This window comes from Novosphingobium sp. FW305-C-30-35, assembly GCF_058783135.1.
Map to the genome: position 1 here is coordinate 3,248,407 of NZ_JBYSYJ010000001.1, position 26,123 is coordinate 3,274,529.

The 26,123-nt window shown below is 62.1% G+C and carries 25 protein-coding genes; 14 read left to right on the forward strand and 11 right to left on the reverse strand.

Translation table 11 applies throughout. From position 1 onward, the window contains the following. Nucleotides 1–6 precede the first annotated feature (6 nt). The 6 genes from AC3WLM_RS16080 to AC3WLM_RS16105 form a co-directional block, all read right to left on the reverse strand. On the reverse strand, nt 7–1,551 hold the full coding sequence (locus AC3WLM_RS16080) for a TadA family conjugal transfer-associated ATPase (RefSeq protein WP_052242028.1): 1,545 nt from the start codon (nt 1,549–1,551) through the stop codon (nt 7–9). Nucleotides 1,552–1,662: 111 nt separating this feature from the next. Continuing rightward, nucleotides 1,663–2,496, reverse strand: coding sequence for a class I SAM-dependent methyltransferase (locus AC3WLM_RS16085; RefSeq protein WP_492477965.1), 834 nt, complete (start codon nt 2,494–2,496; stop codon nt 1,663–1,665). Next, a complete protein-coding gene (locus AC3WLM_RS16090; protein ID WP_492477966.1) occupies nt 2,493–3,422 on the reverse strand; it encodes a glycosyltransferase in 930 nt (309 codons plus the stop codon). The genes AC3WLM_RS16085 and AC3WLM_RS16090 overlap by 4 nt, the downstream gene beginning before the upstream one ends. A 203-nt stretch (nt 3,423–3,625) precedes the next feature. Then, the gene (locus AC3WLM_RS16095) at nt 3,626–4,537 is read right to left on the reverse strand and encodes a hypothetical protein (protein WP_492477967.1); all 912 of its coding nucleotides are present in this window, start codon (nt 4,535–4,537) and stop codon (nt 3,626–3,628) included. 4 nt (nt 4,538–4,541) lie between these two features. After that, complete coding sequence (locus tag AC3WLM_RS16100; protein WP_492477968.1) at nt 4,542–6,215, reverse strand: ArnT family glycosyltransferase; 1,674 nt, start codon at nt 6,213–6,215, stop codon at nt 4,542–4,544. Beyond that, nucleotides 6,212–7,228: a glycosyltransferase family 2 protein gene (locus AC3WLM_RS16105; RefSeq protein ID WP_492477970.1), complete on the reverse strand. Its 1,017-nt coding sequence runs from the start codon at nt 7,226–7,228 to the stop codon at nt 6,212–6,214. Before AC3WLM_RS16105 ends, AC3WLM_RS16100 begins: the two co-directional genes overlap by 4 nt. A 202-nt stretch (nt 7,229–7,430) precedes the next feature. On the opposite strand from AC3WLM_RS16105, the gene AC3WLM_RS16110 reads away from it, so the two are divergent. Next, a complete protein-coding gene (locus AC3WLM_RS16110; RefSeq protein ID WP_492477971.1) occupies nt 7,431–8,309 on the forward strand; it encodes a DMT family transporter in 879 nt (292 codons plus the stop codon). After that, nucleotides 8,309–8,590, forward strand: a complete 282-nt coding sequence (locus tag AC3WLM_RS16115) for an HNH endonuclease family protein (RefSeq protein WP_039332112.1) — start codon at nt 8,309–8,311, stop codon at nt 8,588–8,590. The genes AC3WLM_RS16110 and AC3WLM_RS16115 overlap by 1 nt, the downstream gene beginning before the upstream one ends. On the opposite strand, the gene AC3WLM_RS16120 is transcribed toward AC3WLM_RS16115, so the two are convergent. From AC3WLM_RS16120 to AC3WLM_RS16140, 5 genes are read right to left on the reverse strand one after another with little or no spacing between them, the layout of a single operon-like run. Further along, nucleotides 8,587–9,429, reverse strand: a complete 843-nt coding sequence (locus AC3WLM_RS16120) for an HAD-IIA family hydrolase (protein WP_492477973.1) — start codon at nt 9,427–9,429, stop codon at nt 8,587–8,589. The genes AC3WLM_RS16115 and AC3WLM_RS16120 overlap by 4 nt on opposite strands. Further along, nucleotides 9,426–10,898 carry a hydroxymethylglutaryl-CoA lyase-like TIM-barrel protein gene (locus AC3WLM_RS16125; protein WP_193826665.1) on the reverse strand — a complete coding sequence of 491 codons (1,473 nt, stop codon included), beginning with the start codon at nt 10,896–10,898 and terminating at the stop codon, nt 9,426–9,428. The genes AC3WLM_RS16120 and AC3WLM_RS16125 overlap by 4 nt, the downstream gene beginning before the upstream one ends. After that, on the reverse strand, nt 10,895–12,229 hold the full coding sequence (locus tag AC3WLM_RS16130; RefSeq protein ID WP_492477975.1) for an acetyl-CoA carboxylase biotin carboxylase subunit: 1,335 nt from the start codon (nt 12,227–12,229) through the stop codon (nt 10,895–10,897). The genes AC3WLM_RS16125 and AC3WLM_RS16130 overlap by 4 nt, the downstream gene beginning before the upstream one ends. Nucleotide 12,230: 1 nt before the next feature. Beyond that, nucleotides 12,231–12,680: an acetyl-CoA carboxylase biotin carboxyl carrier protein gene (locus tag AC3WLM_RS16135; protein WP_492477977.1), complete on the reverse strand. Its 450-nt coding sequence runs from the start codon at nt 12,678–12,680 to the stop codon at nt 12,231–12,233. Nucleotides 12,681–12,684: 4 nt separating this feature from the next. Beyond that, nucleotides 12,685–13,902 (reverse strand): Tm-1-like ATP-binding domain-containing protein, encoded by a 1,218-nt coding sequence (locus tag AC3WLM_RS16140; RefSeq protein WP_492477978.1) that lies wholly within the window; start codon nt 13,900–13,902, stop codon nt 12,685–12,687. A gap of 139 nt (nt 13,903–14,041) precedes the next feature. Here AC3WLM_RS16140 and AC3WLM_RS16145 point away from each other — a divergent pair, with 139 nt between their 5' ends. The 12 genes from AC3WLM_RS16145 to AC3WLM_RS16200 all read left to right on the forward strand — a co-directional run bounded on the left by AC3WLM_RS16145 (nt 14,042) and on the right by AC3WLM_RS16200 (nt 26,086). After that, nucleotides 14,042–14,818: an IclR family transcriptional regulator domain-containing protein gene (locus tag AC3WLM_RS16145; protein WP_230487620.1), complete on the forward strand. Its 777-nt coding sequence runs from the start codon at nt 14,042–14,044 to the stop codon at nt 14,816–14,818. A 79-nt stretch (nt 14,819–14,897) separates the two neighbouring features. Then, the gene (locus AC3WLM_RS16150; RefSeq protein WP_244885323.1) at nt 14,898–15,917 is read left to right on the forward strand and encodes a zinc-dependent alcohol dehydrogenase family protein; all 1,020 of its coding nucleotides are present in this window, start codon (nt 14,898–14,900) and stop codon (nt 15,915–15,917) included. Nucleotides 15,918–15,971: 54 nt separating this feature from the next. After that, nucleotides 15,972–16,517, forward strand: a complete 546-nt coding sequence (locus AC3WLM_RS16155) for a VOC family protein (RefSeq protein WP_062346772.1) — start codon at nt 15,972–15,974, stop codon at nt 16,515–16,517. A 34-nt stretch (nt 16,518–16,551) separates the two neighbouring features. Continuing rightward, the gene (locus AC3WLM_RS16160) at nt 16,552–17,793 is read left to right on the forward strand and encodes an MFS transporter (RefSeq protein ID WP_492477980.1); all 1,242 of its coding nucleotides are present in this window, start codon (nt 16,552–16,554) and stop codon (nt 17,791–17,793) included. Nucleotides 17,794–17,810: 17 nt separating this feature from the next. After that, nucleotides 17,811–18,752: a helix-turn-helix domain-containing protein gene (locus AC3WLM_RS16165; protein WP_193826661.1), complete on the forward strand. Its 942-nt coding sequence runs from the start codon at nt 17,811–17,813 to the stop codon at nt 18,750–18,752. Nucleotides 18,753–18,902: 150 nt separating this feature from the next. Continuing rightward, nucleotides 18,903–21,407, forward strand: a complete 2,505-nt coding sequence (locus AC3WLM_RS16170; protein WP_492477982.1) for a TonB-dependent receptor — start codon at nt 18,903–18,905, stop codon at nt 21,405–21,407. Nucleotides 21,408–21,481: 74 nt separating this feature from the next. Beyond that, on the forward strand, nt 21,482–22,015 hold the full coding sequence (locus AC3WLM_RS16175) for a 2,4'-dihydroxyacetophenone dioxygenase family protein (protein ID WP_039332130.1): 534 nt from the start codon (nt 21,482–21,484) through the stop codon (nt 22,013–22,015). A 13-nt stretch (nt 22,016–22,028) separates the two neighbouring features. Further along, on the forward strand, nt 22,029–22,574 hold the full coding sequence (locus tag AC3WLM_RS16180) for a 2,4'-dihydroxyacetophenone dioxygenase family protein (RefSeq protein ID WP_039332131.1): 546 nt from the start codon (nt 22,029–22,031) through the stop codon (nt 22,572–22,574). Nucleotides 22,575–22,581: 7 nt separating this feature from the next. Continuing rightward, the gene (locus tag AC3WLM_RS16185; RefSeq protein ID WP_039332133.1) at nt 22,582–23,115 is read left to right on the forward strand and encodes a 2,4'-dihydroxyacetophenone dioxygenase family protein; all 534 of its coding nucleotides are present in this window, start codon (nt 22,582–22,584) and stop codon (nt 23,113–23,115) included. 10 nt (nt 23,116–23,125) lie between these two features. Next, entirely contained in the window at nt 23,126–24,202 is a 1,077-nt protein-coding gene (locus AC3WLM_RS16190) for a Rieske 2Fe-2S domain-containing protein (RefSeq protein WP_492477984.1), read from the forward strand. A 26-nt stretch (nt 24,203–24,228) separates the two neighbouring features. After that, nucleotides 24,229–25,068, forward strand: coding sequence for an SDR family NAD(P)-dependent oxidoreductase (locus tag AC3WLM_RS16195; protein ID WP_039332135.1), 840 nt, complete (start codon nt 24,229–24,231; stop codon nt 25,066–25,068). A gap of 10 nt (nt 25,069–25,078) precedes the next feature. After that, nucleotides 25,079–26,086: a zinc-binding dehydrogenase gene (locus AC3WLM_RS16200; protein ID WP_039332137.1), complete on the forward strand. Its 1,008-nt coding sequence runs from the start codon at nt 25,079–25,081 to the stop codon at nt 26,084–26,086. Nucleotides 26,087–26,123: the final 37 nt, after the last annotated feature.

Below are 26,123 nucleotides of genomic sequence, written 5' to 3' on the forward strand. Positions count from 1 at the left end.
CCGATATCAGAGGCAGGCTTCCAGGTAGGCTTGGTCAAAGCCGAACTGACGTGCCTTTTCGAGCGTGTAGGGCCGCAGGCCTGACGGCCGGAATTCGCCGATGATCTTGCCTTCTTCGGTCTCGTCCAGATACTCGAACTTGAACAGTTCCTGGGTCACGATCACGTCGCCTTCCATCCCGATCACTTCGGTGATGTTGGTAGTGCGACGCGAACCGTCCCGCAGGCGCTTGACCTGAACGATGATGTCGACCGATTCCGCGATCTGGCGGCTGATGGCTTCCTTGGGGATCTTGATGTCGCCCATCAGGATCATGTTTTCCATACGTCCCAGACATTCGCGCGGGGAGTTGGCGTGAAGCGTGCACATCGAGCCATCATGGCCCGTGTTCATCGCCGCGAGCAGATCGAAGCACTCTGCGCCACGAATTTCGCCGAGGATGATGCGGTCAGGGCGCATACGCAGGGCGTTCTTCACCAGGTCGCCGATGGTGATTGCACCTTGGCCTTCAAGGTTCGGCGGGCGCGTTTCGAGCGGCAGCCAGTGCGGCTGCTGCAGGCGAAGTTCCGCGGCGTCTTCGATGGTCAGCACGCGCTCGCCGGGGTCGATCATCTTTGACAGGGCGTTGAGCATGGTCGTCTTGCCCGAACCGGTACCGCCCGAGATGACGATGTTCATGCGGCAGGCACCCGCGATCTTCAGCGCAGTGCACATCTTGTCCGACATCGAACCGAAATCGCGCAGCATGTCGAGCGTGATCGGCTTTTCGGAAAACTTACGGATCGAGATGGCCGTGCCACGAAGCGACAGCGGCGGGACGATCACGTTGACGCGGCTACCGTCCTTGAGGCGGGCGTCGGCCAAGGGCGTCGTCTGGTCAACGCGTCGGCCGACCTGGTTGACGATGCGCTGCGCGATCTGGAACAGGTGGCTTTCATCGCGGAAGCGGATCGGGGCGAGCTGGAGCTTGCCCTTCTTTTCGATGTAGGTCTGCTCAGGGCCGTTGACCATGATGTCCGACACGTCGGGGTCGTTGAGCAGCTCTTCCAGCGGCCCGAAGCCGAGCAGCTCGTCGATCAGCACCTTCTCCAGCGCGAACTGTTCACGCCGGTTCAGGGTGACCTTGAGTTCGGCCAGCACTTCCAGGATGATCGGGCGAAATTCTTCGGAAAGCTCGTCCTTGGTCAGCGTGGCCGCCGCTTCGGGATCGACACGCTCGAGCAGGCGCGGCAGCACCTGTTCCTTGATCTTGTGAACCGAAGCCTCGAAGCCCTCGGCCTGATAGTTGCCTTCGTTTACGCCGTTCGCACGGTCGGCAAGGCGGGTGAGGGCATCAGCCTTGAGCGATGCGGCGTTGATCGGGGTATCGACTGGATCGAGCGGTGGCAGGGGCGGGAACTGATCACCGCCCATGGGCATCGGCACTGCCGTCGGTGCTGCGGGCACCGGCGCCGCAGATTCGCCGCTGCGCATCGGCCGGGCAACACCAAACGAGGGGCGAGCCCCGGCGGCGTTGCCTGCAATCCCGTTCTTTCGCCCGAAAGCGCTCATTTTCAGTTCCCGTCAGTGTCCCGACGATCATCCGGCCAATCTGGTCAGCGATCCGTCTTCAGGAATGGTGAATAGACTTGAAACTTTGAAGATTCCCTAATTTGTGTCACTTCAGGACTTTCGGGCGATGACAATGTATCCGTCGCCGAAGTCAGTCCTGCGGAATAGCCGCTGGGTCTGGCAGGCAAGCGCCATTGCGAAGCGCCCGAGCCAGCTCTGTTGCAGGCCAAAATAGGAGAGGTCGACAGACCGATCCGTTCCGCTGGCTGCCGTAGCGGTGTGCGGATCATCTGCTCCGCCAGCCATGTCCTTGTTGCGGAAGCGCTTGTTTGCGAGCCAGTTGGTAAAGGTTGCCAGCGGATAGCCGTAGCACTCTACGCCTTCGAGGCGCAGGTTGGATCGCGCAGTAAGTCGCATGATGTCGGCACGCTCGTACCTGCGTACATGGCCCGCCCATTCGTCGCGCCTGCTCCAGCTGCGCATGTGAGCGGGCATCGAAAGCATGACGAGACCGCCGGGCTTCAACCAGGTCAGCCATTCCCGAAGAGCTTGCTCGTCCTGTTCGATATGTTCGAGGACCTCGAAGGCCAGGAGCGTGTCAAAGCTCTCCTTCCAGTCCGGAGCAGGTTCGCTCACGATCTGGGTGGCGCCGGTGCCATTTGTCATCGTTCTTGCCACCGACGCTGCGGCAGGTGCGGCTTCAAGGCCGATACATTTGTGCCCGAGATCAGCCAGTTCGCGCAGCAACGCGCCCGCACCGCAGCCGACTTCCAGGACACGTCCCGGCGCATGTCCGGCCAGAGCTGCCATGATGCGATCCCGTCGTAGCACATAGCGTGGGGCGGGTACCCAAAGTCCCTCCAGCATCGGGCCGTATTGCCTGTCCTTGCAAAACAGGCCTTCGTGGGTGTCAGACCGGGCGTGGAGCATCGTAGTCGTATTCACTGTGTCTCCAGCGCACTTGCAAGTTGATCCCTGACCACAGTCATCCCGACCGTGGTCATTTCCTTCTGCGCCGCCTTGTGGATTTCGACAGACTTTGCCGGATCACACAGTTCTTGTGCCAGTGTGATCAATGCGTTGGCAAGGTCGAAGGGATCTCCAGGACGAACAAGGCGGATTGACCTGCCAGGAGCGATGATTTCCCGGATCGCAGGACAATCCATGGTTACAAGTGGCCGCCTTGCTGCAAGGATCTGAAAGACCTTGTTTGGGATCACGCGAGCAGCTTTCCCTTTGGCGGCAAATACGCCCAGGCAGATCGAGGCCTCGGCGATTTTCTGCGCGAGGAGCCGGTAGTCAACCCATGGAATGCGCTTCACATTCTTGAGCTGATGCAGCTTTATCATGGCATCGACGGATGGCTGTTCCTGACCGGTGCCGATTATGGTGAATTCCATGGCAGGCGCTTCGGGGCGAGAGGCTATCTCGCAGATGGCTTCCACGATGACCGGCAGGCCGTGGAGGGGGATGAACTGGCCGTAGAAAAGCACTTTGACAGGCATTCCGGCGGGCGGATTGCTGACGGGCGTGAAAACGTCGCCTTCAACTCCGACCCACACAGTTCCTGTCCTGGACAAGGGCAGGCGATAGAGCGCTGCAATGTAGCGGGCGTGTTCGCAGGTATCGAGCAGTATAATTGCGGCAGCGCGAGTGGCCAACCATTCGGTCGAATAGAGAAGCTTGGCGAACAGGCTGCCTTTCCGAATCATCTGACGGTCGATCACGATCGTGTCATAGGCGGAAAGGAACATGTCCCAGCAGATCCGCGCACCGCGCAATCTCGCGAAGGGGTAGAGCACCAGAACATCAAGTATACCGGGATAAGGCACGACAACGCGGTTATGCTGCGGTGTGCGCAGATAGGCCAACAGCAACGCAGGATAGGCTGCGAGCAAGCGCAGGAAGACGATCAGGCGTGCACCTGGGCCCAACATCGACTTGTCTTCGATCTCGTTCCATGGGGAGCGGTGGCAGATGACAAGGTCTGGCTCAAGCGAGCGCAAGGCTTCCAGCATAATTCGCACGCGTGGCTTGCCGCAATCGAACGTACCCCAGACAATCGTCCTGCCATTCATATGTCATCGCCCAGGGATGATCGGTTCGGTGCTTTCGACATCAGATTTGCCACTACGGCAACGGCGCTCGCCGTCAGGCAGGCAAGGCGATCAAGCCCCACGGCAAGGAACGCCGCCGCTGGCGCAACTTTGACGGAATTTGCAACAAGCGCCGCAAGGCTCTCGCTGATGCCAAGGCCTGCTGGAGCAATGGCAGCAGCAGAGCCAGCAATGTTGGCCAGGGCAAACGGGAGCGTATGCATCGGAGGTACGTGCAATCCCAGACAAAGCAGTGCAATATGAAGGCGCAGCGCAATCAGGGCCAATCCGGCAAGGCGGTGGCCGACCGTCAACAAAGTCAGCACTACCCCGACATGCCGCAGCATCCACAAGATCGTTGGTAGCATTCCCATCAGGCCTGCCACGGCCATCACCCAGCTGGCATTGGCCTCATGAAGCCATAGGGCAAAGCTACATCCAAGGCTTGCAAGTGCAATCCAGAGCACCGCCGTCATCAGCACCAATAGCGAACTTTGCGCCGCGCTGGCTCCAGCCGCCATCAGCGCGCCGACCCGGACCATTGCTCCGCCCGGTATGGGAAGGGCTTCGGCCAAGGTGCCGTATGAAGCGATCATCGTGGCCTGTTTAAGGGTGGTGCGTGCCCCCGCGCAGCGTGAAAGCAGGGCAAACCCCAGTCCAGAGTAGAGCAGCGAGAGCGGCATGAGCAGCACAGTGGCCAGAAGCGCCTGGGGATCAAGATCGCGTGGGGCCAGACCAAGCGTCCGAAAGGCGTACCAGCTGCCGCTGGCGAAAAGTCCGGTAGCCGCAAGAAGCAGCGGCATTCTTCGGCGCGCAACAAGGGACTGTATCCTTCCGCGCAGGTCGGTGAGCCAGTCGATCTGGAGGGCAAAGATTGAGGCCGGCTTCATTGTTTCAGAACGACGTGAAGTAAGGTTCGGACGGCGCTGGTTGCGTGGGAATGCGAAGGCCTCGTCCCCAGAGAAGGCGCGCGGCTCCGGCGTTCGTAAACGCCTTGTGCGGCCCCCGTTCCAGTTCGACTACGGTACCGGATTCATGACGCACACCGTCGATGACGATGCTTCTGCCGGAGGCAACGGTGTACAGACCGGGTACCACCACAGTGAAGATTGACGGCGCTGTAGTTTGTGGAAGGTCGAAACCCGCGATCCAGAATGGACCCCAGAAGTGCAAATAGCTTTTGCGCAGCATCGCAAGATCGGAAGGCAGAAGTTGCGGAACGTCTGCCTTCGAGTTGAACGCATTGGCAAACATCTGGTCGTCGTTCACCACCAGCGGGACTACGCGTTCGCGCTGGATCTGCTCAAGGCTCGGCAATTCGCCGCGCAAGTAGCGCTCGGTGCCCCATGGCGTCATGAAGCCGTTGGCTTTGGGAAACTGCCCAAGCATGGCGCAACTGTCGAAGTAGCCTACCGGCGAGCCGAAGATTTCGTTCGCTGCAGCAACCAGCAGGCGCTGCTTTTCCAGCGTGCCGGTCTCCTCGCGGCTCATGGTTATCGCTGCCCCGACCATCAGGAACAGGGCGACCAGCAACGTGCCGTAGCGCCGGGTGGCAAGCCGGATCCCGACGCATGCTGATGTCGTCACCGGTGCCAGCATGAAGACGTGATAGTACGGCGCGGTATTATGGTAGAAACCCAGCGTCGTAAGCGGCAGCCAAAGTCCCGCCAGAGCGATACGCTCTGCGCCGGGACGGTCGCTGCGCAACAGGACAACGGGCACCGCAAGCACCAGAAGCGTCGTGGCAGGCGAAAATATTGCGCCCTTGACGTTGTGCCGCCAGTAAGGATGGGTCGTAAGGCTGAACATCTTTTCTGCCGATGCGCCGACGATGTCTTTCGCTCCGCGCCCGCTTGCTTCGCTGATGTTGCTGGCATGAAACGCATAGGCAACCACAAAGGTCAGCGCCGCTGCAGCGACCATCGTGGCCACGGCCTTGAGGTAGGCGCGATCCTTGCCGGCTTCGGTCCAGCGAAGCCAGAACACGCCTGCGAAAGCAGGTGCGTAAAGAACGGACTTGATCGTGGTGAGGCCCGCCAATCCGCCGAGAACGCCGGCGAACAGCATCCATGGCAGGCTTGCCGGACGGCTCAGCAGAACCCATAGACTTGCCATCAGGAGGGCGGTTGCCTGCGGATCGAAGCGGAAAGACGTGCCGTGCTGCAGGACGTACCCCGCCGACAGATAGGCAAGCGCGGATAGCAGGCCGGTTGTCTTGTCGCTGAACCGCATCGCGATGCTGGCAACGCAGGCCAGAGTCACCAGTTCGCAGCCGAACATGAACAGGCGGATCAAAACCACATGGTCCACCGCATTGCCGGGCAGCGCTGGCACCCACATGAATGCCCGCGTGAAAAACGTCTGCAGTGGCTGGTCCAGCTCGCCCTTCATCGCCAGGACAGTCAGGCTGTAATGCCAGAACTCGTCCCAATTGATTGCGCGATTGAACGTAAGCTGGAGTTGCAGGGCCGATACAATGAGAAGTGAGCATAGTGCGATCAGATACGATCTGTCACCGTAGTTCACGGTCGGTTTGATAGAGGTCGCCGCCTGGAATGCGGCAGTCATGCCGCTTCCTTGTCCGAGCCATTGTTCGAAGACCAACCAGTATGCGGCGAGCTGCCGTCCTTGAGCGTCGCGATGTCCTGTTCAAGTCTGCGAATATGCCCAAGCGCTGCCTCCAGGAGTTTGCGGTTGGCGCCGATGAGTTCGGCCAGGACGCCGAGGAGTCCCGTAAGAGTTCCCATGACGATAAGTGCTCCGCCGAGCACCAGCGACTGGATGTGGCCCGCACCGTCGCCCATGACCCACAGGGCCAGGAAGCGCAGGACCGGGAGCAAGCCGACTAATGCAATGGTACCACCAATCACGGCGAACGTTCGCAGGGGATTGTAGGTGGCGTATGCCCGCCCCATTGTCATCAACTGGCGCATGATGAATTGCGGGATTGACTTGAACAGCCGGCTTGGGCGCTCGGTCGCATTGGTGCGGATCGGGACACTGACTATCTTGAAGCGCTTGCGGCCTGCCTGGATCAGCATGTCGGTCGTGTAGCTGAATTCGGTGGTGATGGTGATGCGCTGCGCTGCTGCGCGGCTGATCGCACGGAAGCCGCTGACCGCATCAGTGACCTCGGTGCCCGAGAGGTTTCGCACGACGGCACTGCCAAGGCGCTGCAGGCAGCGTTTGATCGGTCCGAAATGTTCATTCCGACCCACGCCTCGATCACCGATGACCAGATCGGCCTCGTTTGCCACGATCGGTGCGACGAGCTTGGCGATGTCCTCACCAGCGTATTGCCCATCGGCATCGGTATTGACGATGATATCGGCGCCAGCGGCAAGGGCGGCGTCCAGACCGCTCTGGAATGCGGCGGCCAGGCCGCGGTTGCGGCGGTGACTGACAACATGATGCGCTCCGAAGCGCCGGGCAACTTCGGCCGTGCCGTCGGTACTGCCATCATCGATGATCAGTATCTCGATCTTGTCTATGCCGGGGATTCGCCGGGGCAGGGCGACCAGCGTGTCAGGCAGACTGTCAGCCTCGTTAAGGCAGGGTATCTGGATGATCAGCTTGGTCATGGCCCCGTTTCCGTCCTTGTGGCGGCGCCCCCGGTGCCCCGCAACTCCGTATTCCTAAGCTGCCATGGTTAACTGCCGGTAAAGTGCCGCACTTCGCACTGGAGCTGTCGTGTCCATCCCGCTAGGACTTCGGTTATGATCAATAACCGGTTCAACAAGGGCAACGGGATTTCGCATCTTGCAGGATAGTCACAGGTCCGGATTGCTCTTTGCCCTTGGCGGTTTTGCTCTACTTTCGCTGGGCGATGTGCTGGTTAAGAGCATGGCAGGCGCGTGGCCCGGTACCGCAATCGCAGCCTTGCGCTATGTGTTCGGAGCGCTGGGGCTCGGCATTATCCTGCTCGTTCGCGAGGGGCCCCGGGGTTTTGCCTTCCCGAAACTGCGCTGGCAGGTTCTGCGTGGCTTGAGCGTGGCTATGTCGGCCGTAAGCTTCTTCAGCGCTGTCCACCTGATGCCCATCGGTGAGGCAACGGCCATTTCCTTTACCAGCCCGATGATTACGGCCCTTCTTTCCGCGATCCTGTTGGGCGAGCCGATGCGCAAGGAAACCTGGATCGCCACCGTGGTGGCGTTTTCAGGGGTGCTGGTGATCCTGCGGCCCAATCTTTCATTGCTGGGTCCGGTTGCACTGCTACCGGTAGTCGCGGCAAGCGGCATGGCCCTGCTCATGGTTGCCAACCGCAAGGTTGCCGGTACGGGCAGCCTGCTGTCGATGCAGTTCAATGTGGCGCTGATCGGCGCTGGTTTCCTGTGCCTGGGCACGTGGGCGGGCCACGAAAGCGGCATCCACTTCTTCCAGGTTCCCGCGCTGCCAATGCCTGTCCTCATCAAGTGTGCGGTCATCGCGATCTCGGCGAGCTGCGCTCACGCCCTGATCTACGTTGCGACTACGCGGGCCGGACCGGCCTCGATTGCACCGATGACTTATGTCCAGCTTCTGCTTGCCGGCACCTTCGGGTGGGTCCTCTTCGGTGAGCGGCCGGATCTCGTGGCAGCTTTCGGAGCGTTGGTCATCGTTGGCGCGGGGCTTTACCTGTGGCGCGCTGGCAAGCCGCCTTCAGAACCGGCCATGACCGATTGATGGACGCGCTTGCCAAGCCCTGCTGGCTTTGCGGGCGGCGCTTGGGGAAGCGCGTGGAGTTCCATCATCCCGTACCCAAGAGCCGGGGCGGGCGGCAGACCGAAGCGGTCCACCCGATCTGTCACCGGACGCTTCACGCAACGTTTTCGAACGGGGAACTAGGGCGCTTCGGCGCAGACCGGGAGGCTCTCATAGCCAATCCCGACATTGCCCGGTTTCTGGTGTGGATTGCGGACAAAGACCCGGATTTTCATGCGCCCACTGCGGCGAGAAAGCGCTAGAGGACGTCGAGCAGAGGCTTGAGGTCGCTCAACAGCGCTGACGGGCGGTCCTTCTCGAGAAGCTGGGCATCGGTTCCCATTATGCCCGTCGCAAGCCCGATCGAATGTGCGCCGACGGCATTTGCCATCCGCATTTCCAGTGCCGGATCGTCGCCAATCACGACAACACTTTTCGCTGCGCTTTGCGGCAGGCCCATGATCGTCAGTGCCGTCTCGAACGCGATCTTCGAAGGCTTGCCGAGGATACGGGGGCGTTTGCGCGTCATTGCCGTGAGCATGGCATTGATCGGAAAGCTGGCGCCGATTGCCCGGCCATTTTCCGTGGCGAAGAAGGGCACATTGCTGGCCGTGAACAGCCGTGCACCGTTCCACAATGAATGGCAGGCAGCCTCAAGAGCGGCAAAGTCAAACTCTCGGAACCAGCCGGTGTAAACTGCCTCGACACCTTCGGCCTCTTCGGACGGACCGACCACATGGAGGCCTGCATCCGAAAGCGGTGCGGCACAACCGGCATTGCCGAGAACCCGCACTTTGCTCACCCCGTTCTTCGAAAGCCATACGGCCGCCGACGATGATGGTGTCAACATCTGGTCATCGTCCACCGGAAAGCCTGCGTTTCGCAGCGAGTTTGCGTAGGCGGCCGGCGGCTTGGCTGTGCCGTTGGTAAAGACGACGAACGGCTTCCCGCTATCCTTCAGCGCGCCCAGCACCTCGATTGCGTGCGGCAGCGCGCGGTGCCCTCCGCTCTTGGAGTCCCCCAGCGCAATCGTGCCGTCCATGTCGAAAATGAAGCCGGCTGCATCGCGCAGGCGAGCCTTGAAATCCGAGGTCAATGTCAAAGCGCAGCTCCCGCATGAAGGGCTAAACGGAAAGAGCCGCGCTCGATCACGATGTCGCGTGCATTGGGCTTGGCGGCAAGCTTGCGTAGCAGCGAGAGGATCGGGGCGACCTTTGGCGAATAAGTGGCACGCGATGGTCCCGCGGCAAGCATCGCATCGACCTGCTCGGCTGGCATTACCGCGCGCAAAAGGAATTCCTCGTCTGGCATGTCGTAGCCAAACTGGCGGCGAAGATCCCCCAGAGCAGGGAAGTTTGGCTCCTTCTCCAGCTCGCGCGAGCGTGGCCGGTCCATGATCGTGGCGAGCACCTCGCGGTCGACCGGTGAAGTGGGCTTGCCGAACTTGCCCATGCAGTAGCGAATAACCTGATCCGAAACTTGAGCGTAACGCCGCTCACCAATCACGTTGAACAGGGCTTGCGTCATGACCATCTGCGGAAATGGCGTGACCATGATCGGAAAGCCAAGGTCGGCTCGGACCTGACCGGTTTCCTCGATCACGGCATTCATCCGGTCCGAGAGGCCAAGCTCCTCGAGCTGACGTGCGATGGTGGTCATCACTCCGCCTGCGATCTGGTGACGAAGGAAGCTGGCGTCGAAGTTCTGCGGCGTGCCCGGTGGCAGGCCCTCGGCCAGCGCGACGCTTTGCCAGTAGGCCGTCAGGCGCTTGAGCGCGGCCTTGTCGACACCGACAGAGAAGCCTGCTTCTTCGAGGTTGGCGACCGTACGGTTTGCTTCGGGTAGCGACGAGCCATCACCGCCTGGACCGACGCCAACGTGAATGGCCGAAATGCCGAGCTTGGCGGCTTCGAGACTCGCCAACATGCCTTGGCCCACCGTGGTGTGCGCGTGGATCTCGAGCGGGCGATTGCCGATCACGGCCTTCACTGCCGGGACAAGCGTGCGCGCACGGTCCATAGATAGCAGGCCTGCCGGGTCCTTGATGTAGAACAGGTCGATGTTCGGGCTCTGCCCCACCGCGCGGGCAAAATCGGCGTAGAACTGGTCTGTGTGTATTTCGGAAAGCGTGAAGGTGAGGGCTGCCATGACCTCGGCGTTGCCCTCTTCCTTCACCAGCTTTGCCGCCTCGATCACCGCGGGCACTTCGTGCATCGGGTCAAGCAGGACAAAGCGCCCGACCCCGTTGGCCTGCAAGGCACGGTATACAAGGCGCATGAACTCGGGATCCGCCTGCTGCCAGGCAATGAACCGGAGGCCGGTGGTGATGAACTGAAGCGGCGTTGTCGGCATGGCAGCCGACATGCGGCGGAGACGCTCCCAGGGATTGTTCTGGAAGTAGCGCACCGCCACGGCCATGTGGCTCGATGAGGTGAAGTCAATCGCCCTGAACCCGCACGCTTCAGTCAGCGCAGCAGCTTGCAGCATGTGTGCGGTGTTGAGGCCGGTCGCGCCCCACAGGCTCTGGTTGCCGTCGCGCATGGTGACGTCGACGAGACGGATCTCGGTCATTGGGCAAGTCCCGCGAGGAAGCCGGTATCGACGCCGCCAGCGATAAAGCGCGGATCGGCGACGATACGGCGGTGGAGTGAAGCGGTGGTTGGCAGTCCTTCGATGTGAAGCGAGCGCAGCGCGTCGGAGAGCCGTGTCACGGCCAGTTCGCGCGTATCGCCGTGCACAATCAGCTTGCCCATCAGCGAATCGTAGAACGGTGGCACCTCGCCCCCGATGCCGATGTGAGTGTCGACACGAATACCCTCGCCGGCCGGCCACGCGGCGCGGACTGCACGTCCGGGCGACGGGCGGAAATCGGCGTCCGGGTCCTCGGCATTGATGCGTACTTCGATAGCATGGCCGTGCGGACGCACCATCGCCTGCGTGAGGGACAGCGGCTTGCCCATGGCGACCAGCAATTGCTGCTCGACAAGATCGACGCCGGTAATTGCCTCGGTCACCGGGTGTTCGACCTGGATGCGTGCGTTCAGTTCAAGGAAGTAGAACGAGAAGTCCTCGGCATCGACAAGGAACTCGGCCGTTCCCGCGCCGCGATAGCCGATGTGTCGGGCGAGCCGTACGGCCGCCTGTTCGATACCTTCACGGGCCTCCGGAGGCATGGCCGGGGCAGGTGCTTCCTCTACCAGCTTCTGGAAGCGGCGCTGGATCGAGCAATCGCGCGTACCAAGGTGGATGGCCTGCGTGCCATCGCCAAGAAGCTGCACTTCGACGTGGCGCCCCCGCGCGACGAACCGCTCGACATAGATTGCTGCATTGCCGAAAGCGGCCTGCGCCTCGGCTTGAGCCATGTCGAGAGCGCTGTCGAGATCTTCGGCGCGATCCACGCGGCGCATGCCCTTGCCGCCGCCGCCTGCCACGGCCTTGAGCAGCAGCGGATAGCCCGTCTGCGCTGCGCGAGCGTGCACGTCGGCGCGCGTTGCCGCCTCGCCGCCCGGAAGTACCGGGAGCCCAGCTTCAACGGCAAGCGCACGGGCAGCAAGTTTGTCGCCCATGCCTTCGAGTGTCTTGATGTCCGGTCCGACAAAGCGGACGCCTGCGGCCTGCACTGCGCGCGCAAACGCGGCGTTCTCGGACAGAAAACCGTAGCCCGGATGCACCGCGTCGCAGCCTGACTTCACCATCGCGTCAACCACGCCATCGATGGCCAGGTAGCTTTGCGATGATGGCCCGGGGCCAACGATCTGGACATGGTCTGCAAGCTGCGCCGGAAGCGATGCAGCGTCGGCTTCGGAAGCTCCGAGGACGGTTTCGATCCCCATTGCGCGCGCGGTGCGGATCACGCGGAGTGCAATCTCCCCGCGGTTGGCGATGAACAGCTTGTGGATCATCTCAGGTCAGCCGGACCAGAGCTTCGCCCTTGGCGACCAAGGTTCCGTTCGCGACGACGATCGCGGCAATCGTGCCGCTGCGGCCGGCGTGCACCGGGTTCATCAGTTTCATCGTTTCGACGATGCCGATCACTGTTTCGGGGCCGACTTCGTCGCCCGGCTGCACGAACGGCGGCGCTCCGGGCTGTGGGGCATGGTAGAAGGTGCCGGGCAGGGGCGAGCAGATTGCGTTCGGATCGACGACTGCCGCGCTTGCTTCGGTCGAGACTTCGGGTCCCGATCCGGCCCATTGCCATTCCTGGGTCACGCCGCCCTGTGCATCGACGCCTTTGGCCACGCGCAGCCGGAAGCGCCGCGTCGAAAGGTCGAGTTCGCGGTAGCCTGACTTCTCCAGGATCTCGGCGATCTCGGCGATGTCTTCGTGGGTCAGGGGAATGTTGTCGGTCATCATCGGATCAGTTCTTTGCGGCCAGCAATTCACGGGCAGCGGCGATCACCGCACTCGAGAATGCTTCGTCGTTGAAGTGGGAATCGATCGCGGTGACAGGCACATGATCGGGCATCACCTGCGCGAGGTACTCGGCGAACGGGCCTGGCACGCTGAGGTCCTGCAGATGTCCGGCTGCGCTATCGTGGCTGGAAAAGCCCCTGAGCGGGGTGAAAACCCGAACCGGCCCCTTGGCTTCGCGCACGTTTGCGGCAAGGTGGTCGGCCAGCTTCTTGAGATCATCCACCTTGGTTCGCACCGCTGTCAGCTGCGGGTTGTGCTGATGGTAGCGGCGGCCGGGGAACTGCACTTCTGCTGCATCGATCGGTCCGCCGATGATGAAGTCGGCATTACCAGGTGCCAGGATCGTCGGTATGCCCTTGCGCAGCGCTGCGCGACCGCGATCGGGGCCGGAGTCTGCCAGCCCGCCGAAGAGATGGTCGAGGATCTCGGTCTGCGAAAGATCCAGCACCAGCGCCACGTCCTTGTCGGTGGCCAGACCATCAAGGGTGGGCCCGCCCGCGCCGGAGGAGTGGAATACCATTACCTCGCAGCCATCGCCTTCCAGAGCCTGGCGGATGCGCTTCACGCTGACTTCGGTGGTGCCGAGAGTGGTAATCAAGACCAGCGGCTTTTCCGGGCCCTTGTCGCGATCATAGCCTTTGGCCATCCCTGCAACGGCGTTGGCGGCGTTGCGGAAGACGTCGCGGCTGATGGTGTTGATGCCCGATATGTCGGTCACCGCGTTCATCATCGCGATGTCCTTCACGCCCATGTATGGCTTTGTAAATCCCGAGGCCATGGTCGAGACGATCAGCTTGGGCAGGCCATAGGGAAAGCTCTGCATCAGTGCCCCGGCAAGCGCCGAGCCCATCGAGCCGCCGACGGCAAGAATGCCCGAGACGGGCGACTTGGCGTCCCATGCGTGGGCTGCTGCGATTGCACCGCCAATCATCGCATCCTGGCACTTGCCTTCGTGGCCAAGTGCCCGGACCTCCTCGATCGTCATGCCGGCGGTCTCCGCAACCATCTCGGGCGAGATTTCCGCACCGCCGACAGTGCGGCGGACGCTGGGATCGAGGTGGACCACGTCAACGCCTGCCGCCTCCAGGGCTGCTCGGGTGAATCGGGCTTCCTCTTCCTTGGTATCCTGCGTGCAGATGAACAGGACGCTTGGCTTCGTCATCGTCAGGTTTTCCTCTCCGTCCCCTATTGCTGCGACAGCGCGGTTGACTTTGCACGGGGGTTTCGTGATTTTGCGTTGCATAAGGTGAAACGCAGAATTTGCCGGAGCAGGATGGATGCTGGAACGCAGGGTCAAGACCGTGCGCGCGCTCGAGCGTGGACTGGACGTGTTGATTGAGGTGCAGACGCGCAAGGCGGCAAGCCTGCACGAACTCCACCAGGCGACGGGGTTGCCCAAAGCGACCTTGCTGCGAATGCTTGTCACCCTCGGGCAAAAAGGGCTGGTTTGGCAGCGTCTGGCAGATGGTGCCTACCTTCCGCATGTCGATCGGATCGAACGCGCGTCTTTCACCTCAGCTGCGCATATTGCCGAAGTCGCTTCTCCACACCTGAAGGCGCTTTCGACAAGGGTGGCCTGGCCGTCCGTGCTGGCCGCCCCGCGGCTTGATCACATGGAGATCCTCGAGACCAACAGCCCGCTTTTCCGGCTGGATTCTGCTATTCTCGGTCCAGTGGGCGTCAAGCTATCCTACATCCATACCGCGACTGGGAGAGCATACTTGGCGGCATGCGGAGATGCCGAGCGCGACTCGATCATCGATCGCCTTCGCCCCGCCAATCCACCTGACGGCAGCGAGGCTGAGCTTCGGCAGATGCTGCAGCAGGTAAAGCAGCGGGGGTATGCAACCCGCGATCCGCTGCTGCCCTGGCCAGATCGGTCGAAGCAACTCGTCTTGCGAGACGGGCGACGGTCGATGGCTGTACCGATCATGGTGGGTGGATCGCCAATAGCAACCATCAACGTGACCTGGCCGGGCAGGCGGGGAGCGGACGAAGCAGTCGTCCAGAGACATCTGGAAGCTTTGAAGGCAACTGCGCGAGCAATCGCGGCGGCGCTCGAAGCCAACCCAAACTAGGTTTCACTCCGTGAAATCGGTTTGTCCAACTGATTAATTTGTGACGCTGGATCGGTGATGATCGTCTCACAGGGAGAAAATGCCGATGCGCCAGTGGGTGATAGCCGCAGGCTCTACGTCGCTGAATGATCTGCGGCTGGACGAGACCGACATTCCGCAGCCCGGTCCGGGCGAAGTGCTGGTGCGCGTTCGTGCGTGCTCGCTGAACTACCGCGACCAGATCATTCCGCTCGGCTTCTACATGGGCGGTGTCGTACAGCAGGATACCGTACCGCTTTCCGACGGCGCCGGCGAGATTGCCGCGGTGGGCGAGGGCGTTGCCTCGCTCAAGGTGGGTGACCGCGTGGCCGGTATATTCTTCCAGGACTGGATGGACGGCCCGCCCAACCCCGGCATGGGCGCAGCCCTTGGCGCACCGCCTGCGCCGGGCATGCTGCAGGATTATGTTGTCCTGCCCGAGCATGGCGTTGTCCCGCTGGCTGAAACCTTGGACTTCACGCAGGCGGCCTGTCTGCCCTGCGCCGGTGTCACAGCGTGGAACGCCCTCATGGAGGGACCGCGCCCGGTAAAGGCGGGGGACACCGTCCTGGTTCTTGGCACCGGGGGCGTCTCTCTCCTGGCGCTGCAGATTGCCAAGGCGGCAGGTGCCACCGTCATCGCCACTTCGTCCTCGGACGAGAAGCTCGAGCGGGTGAAAGCGCTGGGTGTCGATCATGTGATCAATTACCGCACCACGCCCGAGTGGGGTGCCGAAGCAGCACGGCTCGCTGGTGGCGGCGTTGACAAGGTCGTCGAGGTGGGAGGCGCAGGTACGCTCAAGCAATCCATCGCCGCGGTCGGCTTCGCGGGCGAAATCGCCCTGATCGGCGTGCTGACGCGCGAGGGCGACACCAACCCGCACGGCCTGATGTTCAAGGGGGCCTCGATCCGCGGCATTTTCGTCGGTTCCAAAGGCATGGCCGAGCGCCTGAATGCCTTCATTGACCAGCATGGGATCGAGCCCGTGGTCGACAAGGTATTCCCTATCGAGAAGGCCCGCGACGCTTACGCTTACCAGTCATCGGCAGGCTTGTTCGGCAAGGTCGCAATCACGCTTTAGCAGCATTTGGAACGCTTCCGTCCGCCAGAGGCGGGGCGTGCGGAGAGGACAGAAATGGCAAGGATGCTCGGCTTCGGCCAGCCGTTCGGCGGCGTCATGCAGACCGCGTTCGTGGTCGAGGATGTCCGCGCGTCGATCGCGCACTTCCAGAAGGATTGCGCCGCCGGGCCGTTCTTCCTGCTCGACCATTTTCTCGGTCCCGACCAGTTTTATCGGGGCGCGCCATCGAACGCAGATGTCACGATCGCGATGGGCTTCATCGGTCACATGCAGGTCGAACTGATACAGCCTCTCGACGGCAACCCGTCCGTTTACCGCGAAACCATCGAGAAGAGCGGCTACGGCTTCCACCACTTCGGTATCGCCTGCGAGGACGTAGAGGCTGAACTGCCCGGCTATCTCGCACGGGGCTACAAGCTTGCGTTCAAGGCTGCTGTGCCGACAGGCGGCAGCGTCGCCTATCTGGAAGGCGGGAATGCTGCGGCACCTGGCTTTCTTGAACTGATCCCGGCCACGCCCGGGATGGACGCGCATTTCACGGCAATGTGGCAGGCTTCGCAAGGGTGGGATGGCGCCGACCCGGTCCGTCCATTCATCTGAACCATAACAATGATAGCAGGGACGGGAGACCGGGATGAAGGGCACACAGGCAAGAGGCAGCGGCTATCAGGTGTGGGTTACCGCGCTCCTCAGCCTCAATTTCGGCATCCTGTTCTTTGACCGGAACGCGCTCAACTTCCTGATGCCGTTCGTCCAGCCGGACCTGCAATTGAGCAACACGCAAGTCGGCATGTTCAGCTCGGCCCTGTCGCTCACTTGGGCGCTGTCGGGCCTGTTGGTCGGGCGCATCTCGGACAAGCTGGGGTCGCGCAAGCCCGTGGTTGTAGTGGCGACGGTGGCATTCTGCTTGTGCTCCTTCATCTCTGGCGCCGCCTCTTCGTTTCTGATGCTGCTTGGCGCGCGCCTCTTGATGGGGGCTGCCGAGGGTGGTGTCATGCCGGTCAGCCATTCTATCATTGTTGCCGAGGTCGCCCCTGAGCGCCGCGGCCTTGCCATGGGAGTCGCGCAGAACCTGGGTTCCAATCTGCTCGGTTCGGGACTTGCGCCCTTGCTGTTGGTGCCCGTCGCTGTTGCCGTTGGTTGGAGAACCGGCTTCTACCTGGCTGCGCTCCCCGGACTCGTGACGGCGGCCCTGATCTGGTTCACGCTGCGCGAGCCGCCGGTGGAGGCGCATGACGACACCGCACCCAAAGTCACGCTGCGTGAGGCATTTGGCCATCGCAACGTGATCCTTTGTGCCCTGATCTCGATCCTGCTGGTTTCCTATCTGGTTGTGTGTTGGGCCTTCATGCCGCTGTTCCTGACCAAGGTGCGCGGGTTTGATCCGGACACAATGAGCTGGCTGATGGCAACGCTCGGGATTTCCGCGGGTCTGGGCAGCTTCGCTGTACCGGCGATCTCCGACGTCATTGGCCGCCGCCCGGTGATGATCTTTTTCTCTTTCCTTGGTGTGATCCTGCCCTTGGGTGGCCTTTATTACGAAGGGTCTGCGTGGGTCCTCGCAGCGATCTTCTTCTTCGGCTGGGGCCTCAACGGGCTTTTCCCGATGTTCATGGCCACGATCCCGTCGGAATCGGTCGACCCGCGGTTGACCGCAACGCTCACAGGCGTCGTCATGGGGACAGGCGAGGTGCTCGGCGGGGTTCTGTCCCCGTTCCTCGCCGGAACCTTGGCTGACGCTTACGGTCTTGCTGCCCCGCTGTGGCTGATGCTCGGCTGCACCGTGCTGGCGGGCTTCCTGACACTTGGACTTATCGAATCCGCACCGCGCGTCGTTGCGCGGCGCTCCGGCAACGCGATCCCCTCGATCGCCTGACACGACGGAGAAGAACCATGGGTGCGCTTCTCAAATTTCACACTGCTGACGTGGCTCCCCATGATCGGGCGCGATATTGGAACGAGATTGCCGATCGGGCCTTTACGGGCACATTCGTCAACGTGCCGGGAGAAGACTTCGCGGGGAAGATGCTGTCCTGGCGCGTCGGCGAGCTCGACATGATCCGCACGGATTCATCCCACTCGGCAGTAGGGCGCAATCCTTTGCCACAGAATGACGAGCGCCTGATCCTCCACCTTCAATGCCGCGGCAACAGCGAGCATATGCAGGGGCGCAGCGAATGCACACTCCAGCCGGGCGATTTCGTTCTCGCCAGCCCGCACCAGCCTTATGCGATCCGCCTCACAGGCCACGAACTGCTTGTGGTCGAGTTTCCGCGAGCGCCTCTGGCCGAGCGTTTTCCGGGCATCGATGATGCGCTGATGCAACGCATGTGCGGCGCGACGCCTGGCGGGCGCGTGTTCCACGATTTCCTGCTTTCGTTGTGGCAGCAGGGCGAGCGCGCCTCAGAGGATCCGGAATGGGAAATCGGTGTCAACGCCGTATTCTATGATCTCGCCGCAATGGCCGTACGCGGGGCGCAGCGTCCTTCAACCGACGCAGGCGAGGCCGACATGCGCCGCCGCGTCCTGGCCATGGTTGCAGCCAACCTCGAGGACCCGGCCCTGCGCACTACGTCCATAGCCGATGCCTGCAGCATATCGGTTCGTACGGTGCAGAACATCTTCGCGGCGATGGGTACTACGCCCACGGCCTACATCCTTGATCAGCGCCTGCGCCGCGCGGCTGACAGGCTGGTGGCCAGACCCGATTCCAGCATAACCGAGATCGCATTCGAGCTGGGCTTCAATGACAGTGCCTACTTCACGCGCTGCTTCCGGCAGCAGTTCGGCGCTGCCCCGCGCGACTGGCGAATGGGCAGAAAGTCACCAGCATGACGTAAGGGAATGCCGCGCAGCAGGACTTTTGCGCGGCAGTCCTGATCAGCTTGCGCGTGAGTGCAAGCGACAAGTTCCGCCAGTGCCTATCAAGCTGGCGAAATTCCGGGGCAGCGGCCCCTTTCGGACATAAACAGGGAGAGGAAAACCATGAGAATAGCATCGGTTTCCATTGCAGCCATGGCGACGGTCCTTGCGGCGCCAGCGTTTGCACAGGATCAGGCTCAGGCCGAAGACAGCGGCGGCGGCATCGCCCAGATTGTCGTGACTGCACAGAAGCGCGCGGAGAACGTCCAGGACGTGCCGATCGCGATTTCCGCATTCAGCGCAGATGCTCTGCAGGAACGTGCCGTCGGCAGCGTTGCGGGTCTTTCGAACATTTCGCCCAACGTCACGCTGGACGCCGGTACGCCGTTCTCGGGTTCGTCGGCGGTTCTCTCGGCCTATATCCGTGGCATCGGCGCGAACGACTTCGCGTTCAACATCGATCCTGGCGTGGGTGTCTATCTCGACGGCGTCTATCTCGCCCGTTCGGTCGGTGCGAACCAAGACCTCCCCGACGTGGAGCGCATCGAAGTGCTCAAGGGCCCGCAGGGCACGCTGTTCGGTCGTAACACCATCGGCGGCGCAATCTCTATCGTCACGCACGATCCGGGCGACGAGTTCCGTTTCAAGGGCGATGTGACGACTGGTCGCTTCGGCCTCGTACAGACCCGTGGCACAGCGGACCTGCCGCTGACTGACGGTCTTGCAGCGTCGGTCAGCTTTGCAACCAAGAACCGCGACGGTTACGTCAAGCGCGTTGCGTTCCCCGGCGCGAACAACTTCGCCTCTACGCCGATCACCAACTACAAGGCCGCTGGCTACAACAATATCGGCTACGGCAGCGAAGGCGGCGACAACAGCTGGAACCTGCGCGGCAAGCTGCGCTACGACAACAAGTCGAACCTGCGGATCACCGTGTCGGGTGACTACAGCAACATCGACCAGTCCCAGCTCGCCAATACGCTGATCAAGACAACCCCAGCCGTGTTCGCAGGCACCTACAACTGCGCCATTCAGGGCGTTGTCGTTGGCGATTGCGGTGGTGGTCCGCCCTCGTTTGCGTACATTGGTGGCATCGGCGGCCTGAACAGCATTTTTGACAATCCGACCGTCTTCGGCGTCAACGCCGATGCCAATCCGGCCAACAATCGCCTGCCTTACGACGACCGTTTCGTGTCCAAGGACATCGACGTGTCGTATGCGAACGGCAACAACTACTCGAAGCTGAAGACCTACGGCGGTTCGGGCACCATCGAGTTCGATCTTTCGGACACGATGATGGTCAAGTCGATCACGGCCTATCGCGAACTGCACTGGAACGCCGGCATGGACCTCGACGGTTCGCCGCTGAACTTCCTGCACACCAGCTTCACCATGAACCAGTGGCAGTTCAGCCAGGAACTGCAGCTCAATGGTTCGGCGATGGACAAGAAGCTGAACTACGTTCTGGGCGCATACTTCTTCAAGGAAGCGGGCGACCTTCACGACTACGTGACGTTCGCCGAAGGTCTGCTGCAGGTTGACGGTCCGAACGATCTTTCGACCAAGAATTATGCCTTCTTCGGCCAGATCGACTACCGTCCCACCGAACAGTTCGGCATCACCATCGGCGGTCGCTACACCAAGGAAAACAAGACCTTCGAGGGCTTCCAATCGGATGCCAACGGCCTGACCTACAAGATCCTGAATCAGATCGGCGTGCCGCAGTGCGCCTCGATCAATCCGATCTCCGATGCATGCCGTATCGCTGCGGGTTTCCCCAATCAGGGTCAGCCACTGCGCTACTACGTCGCCGGAACGCAGCGTAAGTCGTTCAGCGATTTCTCGCCCAAGATCGGCCTTCAGTATCACCCGACCGAAGACGCCATGCTCTACGCCAGCTGGTCGAAGGGCTACAAGACCGGTGGCTGGACGACACGCCTCTCCAACCCGCTGCCAACCGCGCCTGATTTCAACGAGGAGAAGGCAACGACCTGGGAAGTGGGCGTGAAGTCGATGCTTCTGGATCGTCGCCTGCAGATCAACGCAGCTGCGTTCCTCACCGACTACAAGGGCATCCAGCTGAACTTCCAGCAGGGCGTTTCGCCGACCATTCAGAACGCCGGCGATGCGCGCATCAAGGGCTTTGAAGTCGAGGTCGTCGCAGCTCCGACGGATGGCTTCCTGATCAATGCCTCGGTCGGTTACACGGACTCGTACTATACTGCGGTTCTTGCAGGAGCGCAGGTTGCTGCAAATCCGTTCCAGGCTGGCGTGTTCCCGGGTGCCGATCTGCCCAAGACGCCGAAGTGGAAGTTCAACGTCAGCCCGCGCTACGAACTTTCGATGGGCGGGGATTCCAAGCTTGTCGTGCTGGCTGACTGGACACACACCACGTCGCTTTGGAATGATACCGAGCGCGCCTACCTGCTCCAGCGTGGGCCGACTGACATCATCAACGGCAACATCACCTACAAGTCGGGCAACCACTGGGACCTGACTGTGGGCATGACCAACATCACCGACGAGCGTTATCTGGTCACCGGCCAGGCCCAGATTGCCGGTGGTCAGTTCTACGGCACCTACAGCCGCCCGCGTGAGTGGTTCGCGCGTCTCGGCGTGGAGTTCTGATAAACTGAACAAGTGCGCGGGCGGGGTCGTATCCCCTTCGGCTTCGCCCGCGTCCATCAATACGGAGAGAGACAATGCCTGAAGCGGCGCACACAGAGTTCTGGAAGGACATCAAGCCGGTCGACAAGGTCTTCCGTGAAGGCGGTCTGCCCGAAGTCTACATGCCCAAGATCGCCGAGGGCGACGAGCGCTACTGGGTGCCAATCTCCGAAACGGTATTTTCGAAGCCCGTCTGGATCAGCCCGGCAAAGAACATGTGGGCGGACGTCCTGATGAGCAAGCAGGCGGGTCTGGTGAACCGCCACTATCATCCGCATCCGATCTGGGCCTACACGATCAGCGGCAAGTGGGCCTACCTCGAGCACAGCTGGACCGCCACTGCCGGTGACTTCGTTTACGAAACCCCGGGCGAGAGCCATACGCTGGTCTGCTACGAGCATGAGGACCCGATGAAGGTCTTCTTCGTCGTCTCCGGCCCGCTCATGTGGCTCGATGAAGAGGGCAACACTGTCGGCCACTACGACGTGTTCGACTACATGAAGGCAGCGCGCGAACACTATGACGCCGTCGGCATCGGCGCCGACTATGTCGACACGCTGATCCGTTGAGAGGACCTGCACAATGAGCACCGCCACCGTGATGACCGCGCCGCCCTCGGACAAGGCCGAGATCGTCGATGTTCCTTTCGCGCACAAGGACCTGGTCAAACGCCTCAGCCCCGGCGGTCGCTACATCGACGCGCAGACCGACGTCGACAGCCCGTGGGTGCCGTTCGGTGAAAACGCCGCGATCAAGCACCTCGCGTTTGATGTGCGCCAGAACCTGTTCTCGAACATCCTGTGGGTGAAGGGGCCGGGCGTCATCGGCACGCACTTCCATCGCGGCACCATCACCATGGTCTGCCTCGAAGGCAGCGTCCGCTATCTCGAGTACGATTGGGTTGCCACACCGGGCGGTCTGATCCTTGAGACGCCCGGCGAGAGCCATACGCTCGTCACCGACCACCCGGAAGGTTGCAAGCTGTTCGGCTGGATGCAGGGCCCCATCGAATTCTACGACGAGAATGCCGTTCTGGTCGACACCACCGACGTCTGGTGGTTCATCAACCACTACGAAACGTACTGCCGCGAGAACGGCATCGCCATCAACCCCAAGCTCTATCTCTGAGGCTGCCATGGGTACCATGACCGCACCCCCATCGGGTGCCTACAAGATCGTCAATGTTCCGGAACTCTACGGTGACCTGATTCGCGCCAAGGGTGTTGAAGGCACCTACGTCGGCTCGTCGGAAGTCGAGAGCCCGTGGGTTCCCTTCGGTGACAACGCGGCCATCCGTCACCTTGCATTCGACGTCCGCGAGAACGTCTACGTCAACGTGCTGTGGATCAAGGGACCCGGCGTCATCGGCACGCACAAGCACCGCGGCAAGGTCTGGGCGATCGGCCTCGAAGGCTCGTTCCGCTATCTCGAATATGACTGGGTTTGCCGCCCCGGCGACTTCATTACCGAGACGCCGGGCACCGCGCACACCCTCGTCACTGACGACCCGAACGGCATGAAGGCGCTGTTCCACATGCAGGGTGCGAACGAGTTCTTCGACGAGCACGGCAATCACGTCGAAACGCTCGATGTCTGGTGGTTCATGAACCACTACGAAAGCTACTGCCGCGAGCACAACATCGCGATCAACCCCGCCCTCTATCTCTGACGCTGCGATCGTGAGCGAGGAGAGGGCACCGGTTCCACGGCTCGGGCAGGAGCCACGGGGGACATACCTGCGCAACACCTGGTACGTGGCAGGCTGGGCGAGCGATCTAGGTACACAGCCGCAGCAGCGCACGTTGCTTGAAGAGCCGGTAGCCCTGTTCCGCGACGCAGCAGGCGTGGCGCAGGCCATCACCGGCCGCTGCCCCCATCGCTTCGCGCCGCTCGGTCATGGTACGGTGGTGGATGGCGCGCTGATGTGCCCGTATCACGGCCTGCGCTTCAGCGGTGCCGGTGTGTGCGTCCACAACCCGCACCCGGGCGGCCAGCTGCCCGATGCGAACCTGCAGGTCTACCCCCTTGTCGAACGCCATGCCCTGCTGTGGATCTGGATGGGCGACGCGGCCAAGGCCGACGCCTCAACGATCCCGGACTTCTCCTGGCTCTCGGACCCGAAGTGGGAAGCCGTCCGCGGCGTAACCGTCGCCGAAGGGCATTACGAGCTCTACAGCGACAACATCCTCGATCTCAGCCACGCCAATTTCGTCCATCCCGCGCTGGTAGCCAGTGCTTTCACGGAGGGGGAGCGGAAATTCTGGCAGGATGGCAGCAGCGTCTTCGCTGAATACATCCGCCTGAACGATCACCTCTCGGTTGGCATTTCCGCGGTCATGGGCACCGAGGGGCGCCGACAGGACTTCTACGGCCTCGTGCAATGGCACGCGCCCGCCGTGCTCTACTTCGACTTCCGCGCCGGCGATCCCGGTACCCCTCGTGAGGAGTGCACGCTGCTGCCCTCGCTGCACGCCTTCACGCCAGAAACGCCCGACACCACTCACTATTTCTGGGCAACGGCCCGCGACTACAAGCTGGGCGATGCCGAGTTCACGGCGGCCATGCGCGGCGCGCTCGAATTCGCGTTCGAGCAGGAGGACATGCCGATCATCCGTGACAGCCACCGCCTGATGCGCGGGGCAGACTTCTGGGATCTGCGCCCGGTCATTCTCGGTGGAGACGGCGGCGGCGTGCGGGCCCGCCGGATGCTGCAGCGCCTGATCGACCGCGAGCGCGAGGCCAGCGCCGCTGCCTGAACGAAACCAAGAACAAGAGGATGCAAATGGGAACGCTCGACAAGTTCGACATCAAGGGGCGCTCGGCGCTTGTAACCGGCGGCGCATCGGGGATCGGCCTCGCCTATGCCGAGGCCATGGCGGAGGCGGGCGCTGCAGTGACGCTGACCGACATCGATGCCGATGGCGCTGCCCGGGAAGCGGCACGGTTGCGGAGCGAGGGGTATGAAGTCCGCTCCGATCAACTGGACGTTTCCAACTGGGAGAACGTCGTCGCCGCCTTCGACGCGCACGATAGCGCTTATGGTGGGCTCGACATCTGTTTCGCCAACGCCGGCATCGACACCGGCGCCGGCTTCTGGAACCCGGCAGGCCACCGCAACGATGATGGCCAGGTCGATACTTACGATCACAACCGCTGGGACCGTTCGATCCAGGTCAACCTCAACGGCGTGTTCTATACCGTGAGCAACGCCGTGCGGATCATGAAGAAGGGGGGGCGTGCCAGCGGTCGTAGCGGCGGCTCGATCATCACCACCGCGTCCAACGCCGGGCTCGTCACCGAACCGATTGTCGGCTTGCCCTACATGCCCGCCAAGGCTGGCGTTCTTCACATGGTGCGCGCGCTCGGCCTCGAACTCGCCGAGTTCAAGATCCGCATCAATGCCATTGCTCCGGGCCCGTTCGTCACCAACATCGGCGGCGGTTGGCTCAAGAAAGACCCGGTCGCTCGGGCCGCATGGGACGCCATCGTCCCGCTCGGTTCGGTTGCAGAGACAGACCAACTCAAGCCGCTTGCGCTGCTGCTCGCCTCGGATGCTTCGGACTACATGACCGGCAGCCACGTGGTGATCGACGGTGGCATGATGCTCGGCAAGTACAAGTAAGGACCCCGTTATGCGCGCCGCCGTGATGCAGGGGCTGCACAAGCCCTTGGCCGTCGAGACCATCGCCGACCCGACGCCGGGGGAGGGCGATGTTGTGGTAAAGGTCGGCCGCTGCGGCATCTGCGGTTCGGATCTGCACATGACCGAGGACCCGGCCTATGGGCAGGGTGCCGGTTCGGTGCTCGGCCATGAATTCGCTGGCGAGGTCGTCGCTCTCGGCAAGGGCGTCGAAGGTCTGCGCAACGGCGATCTGGTCTCGGTAATACCGCTGCAAAGCTGCGGCCACTGCCATGCCTGCCAGACTGGCGAAGTCCAGTGGTGCGAGCGCTTCGGCTTGCAGGGCGGGGGGTACGCCGAATACGCCTTGACCCGTCCGAACCAGTGCGTGCGCCTGCCATCCAGCGCCAGCCTCGCCGATGGCGCGATCGTCGAACCGCTGGCCGTTGCACTCCACGGCGTCGTGCTCAGCCGAATGAAGATCGGTGACAAGGTGCTGGTCTTGGGGGCGGGGCCCATTGGTCTTGCTGTGGCCTTCTGGGCGCGGAGGTTCGGGGCGGGGCGCGTAGTCGTGCAGGACCTTGCCGACTGGCAGCGCGATCGTGCGCTGCTGATGGGGGCCCATGATTTCGTGGTAGAGCCCGCCGATCCCGTTGGCAGCGCCGACCGCGCGCTCGGCGGCAAGGCCGATGTCGTGTTCGAATGCGTCGGGGTTCCGGGTCTTATCGCCCAGGCTGTGGATCAGGTGCGCAACGATGGCACGATCACACTGCTAGGCCTCTGCACCCGTCCTGACAGCATCAACAGCTTCGCCATGCTGTCAAAGCAGGTGAAGCTCGTGACCTCTGCCTTCTTCACCCGGCAGGAGTACGAGGCAGCACTTGACGCGCTTGACCGCGGCGCCGTCGAACCACGTCTGCTGGTAACCGACACGATCTCGCTCGCCGCAACGCCAGACGTGTTCGAGAGCCTGCGCAAGCGTACGCATCAGTGCAAGGTGCTGATAGATCCAGGGCAATGATGTGTGAGACTTGCTGAGGCTGAGCCTTTTCAGGGCA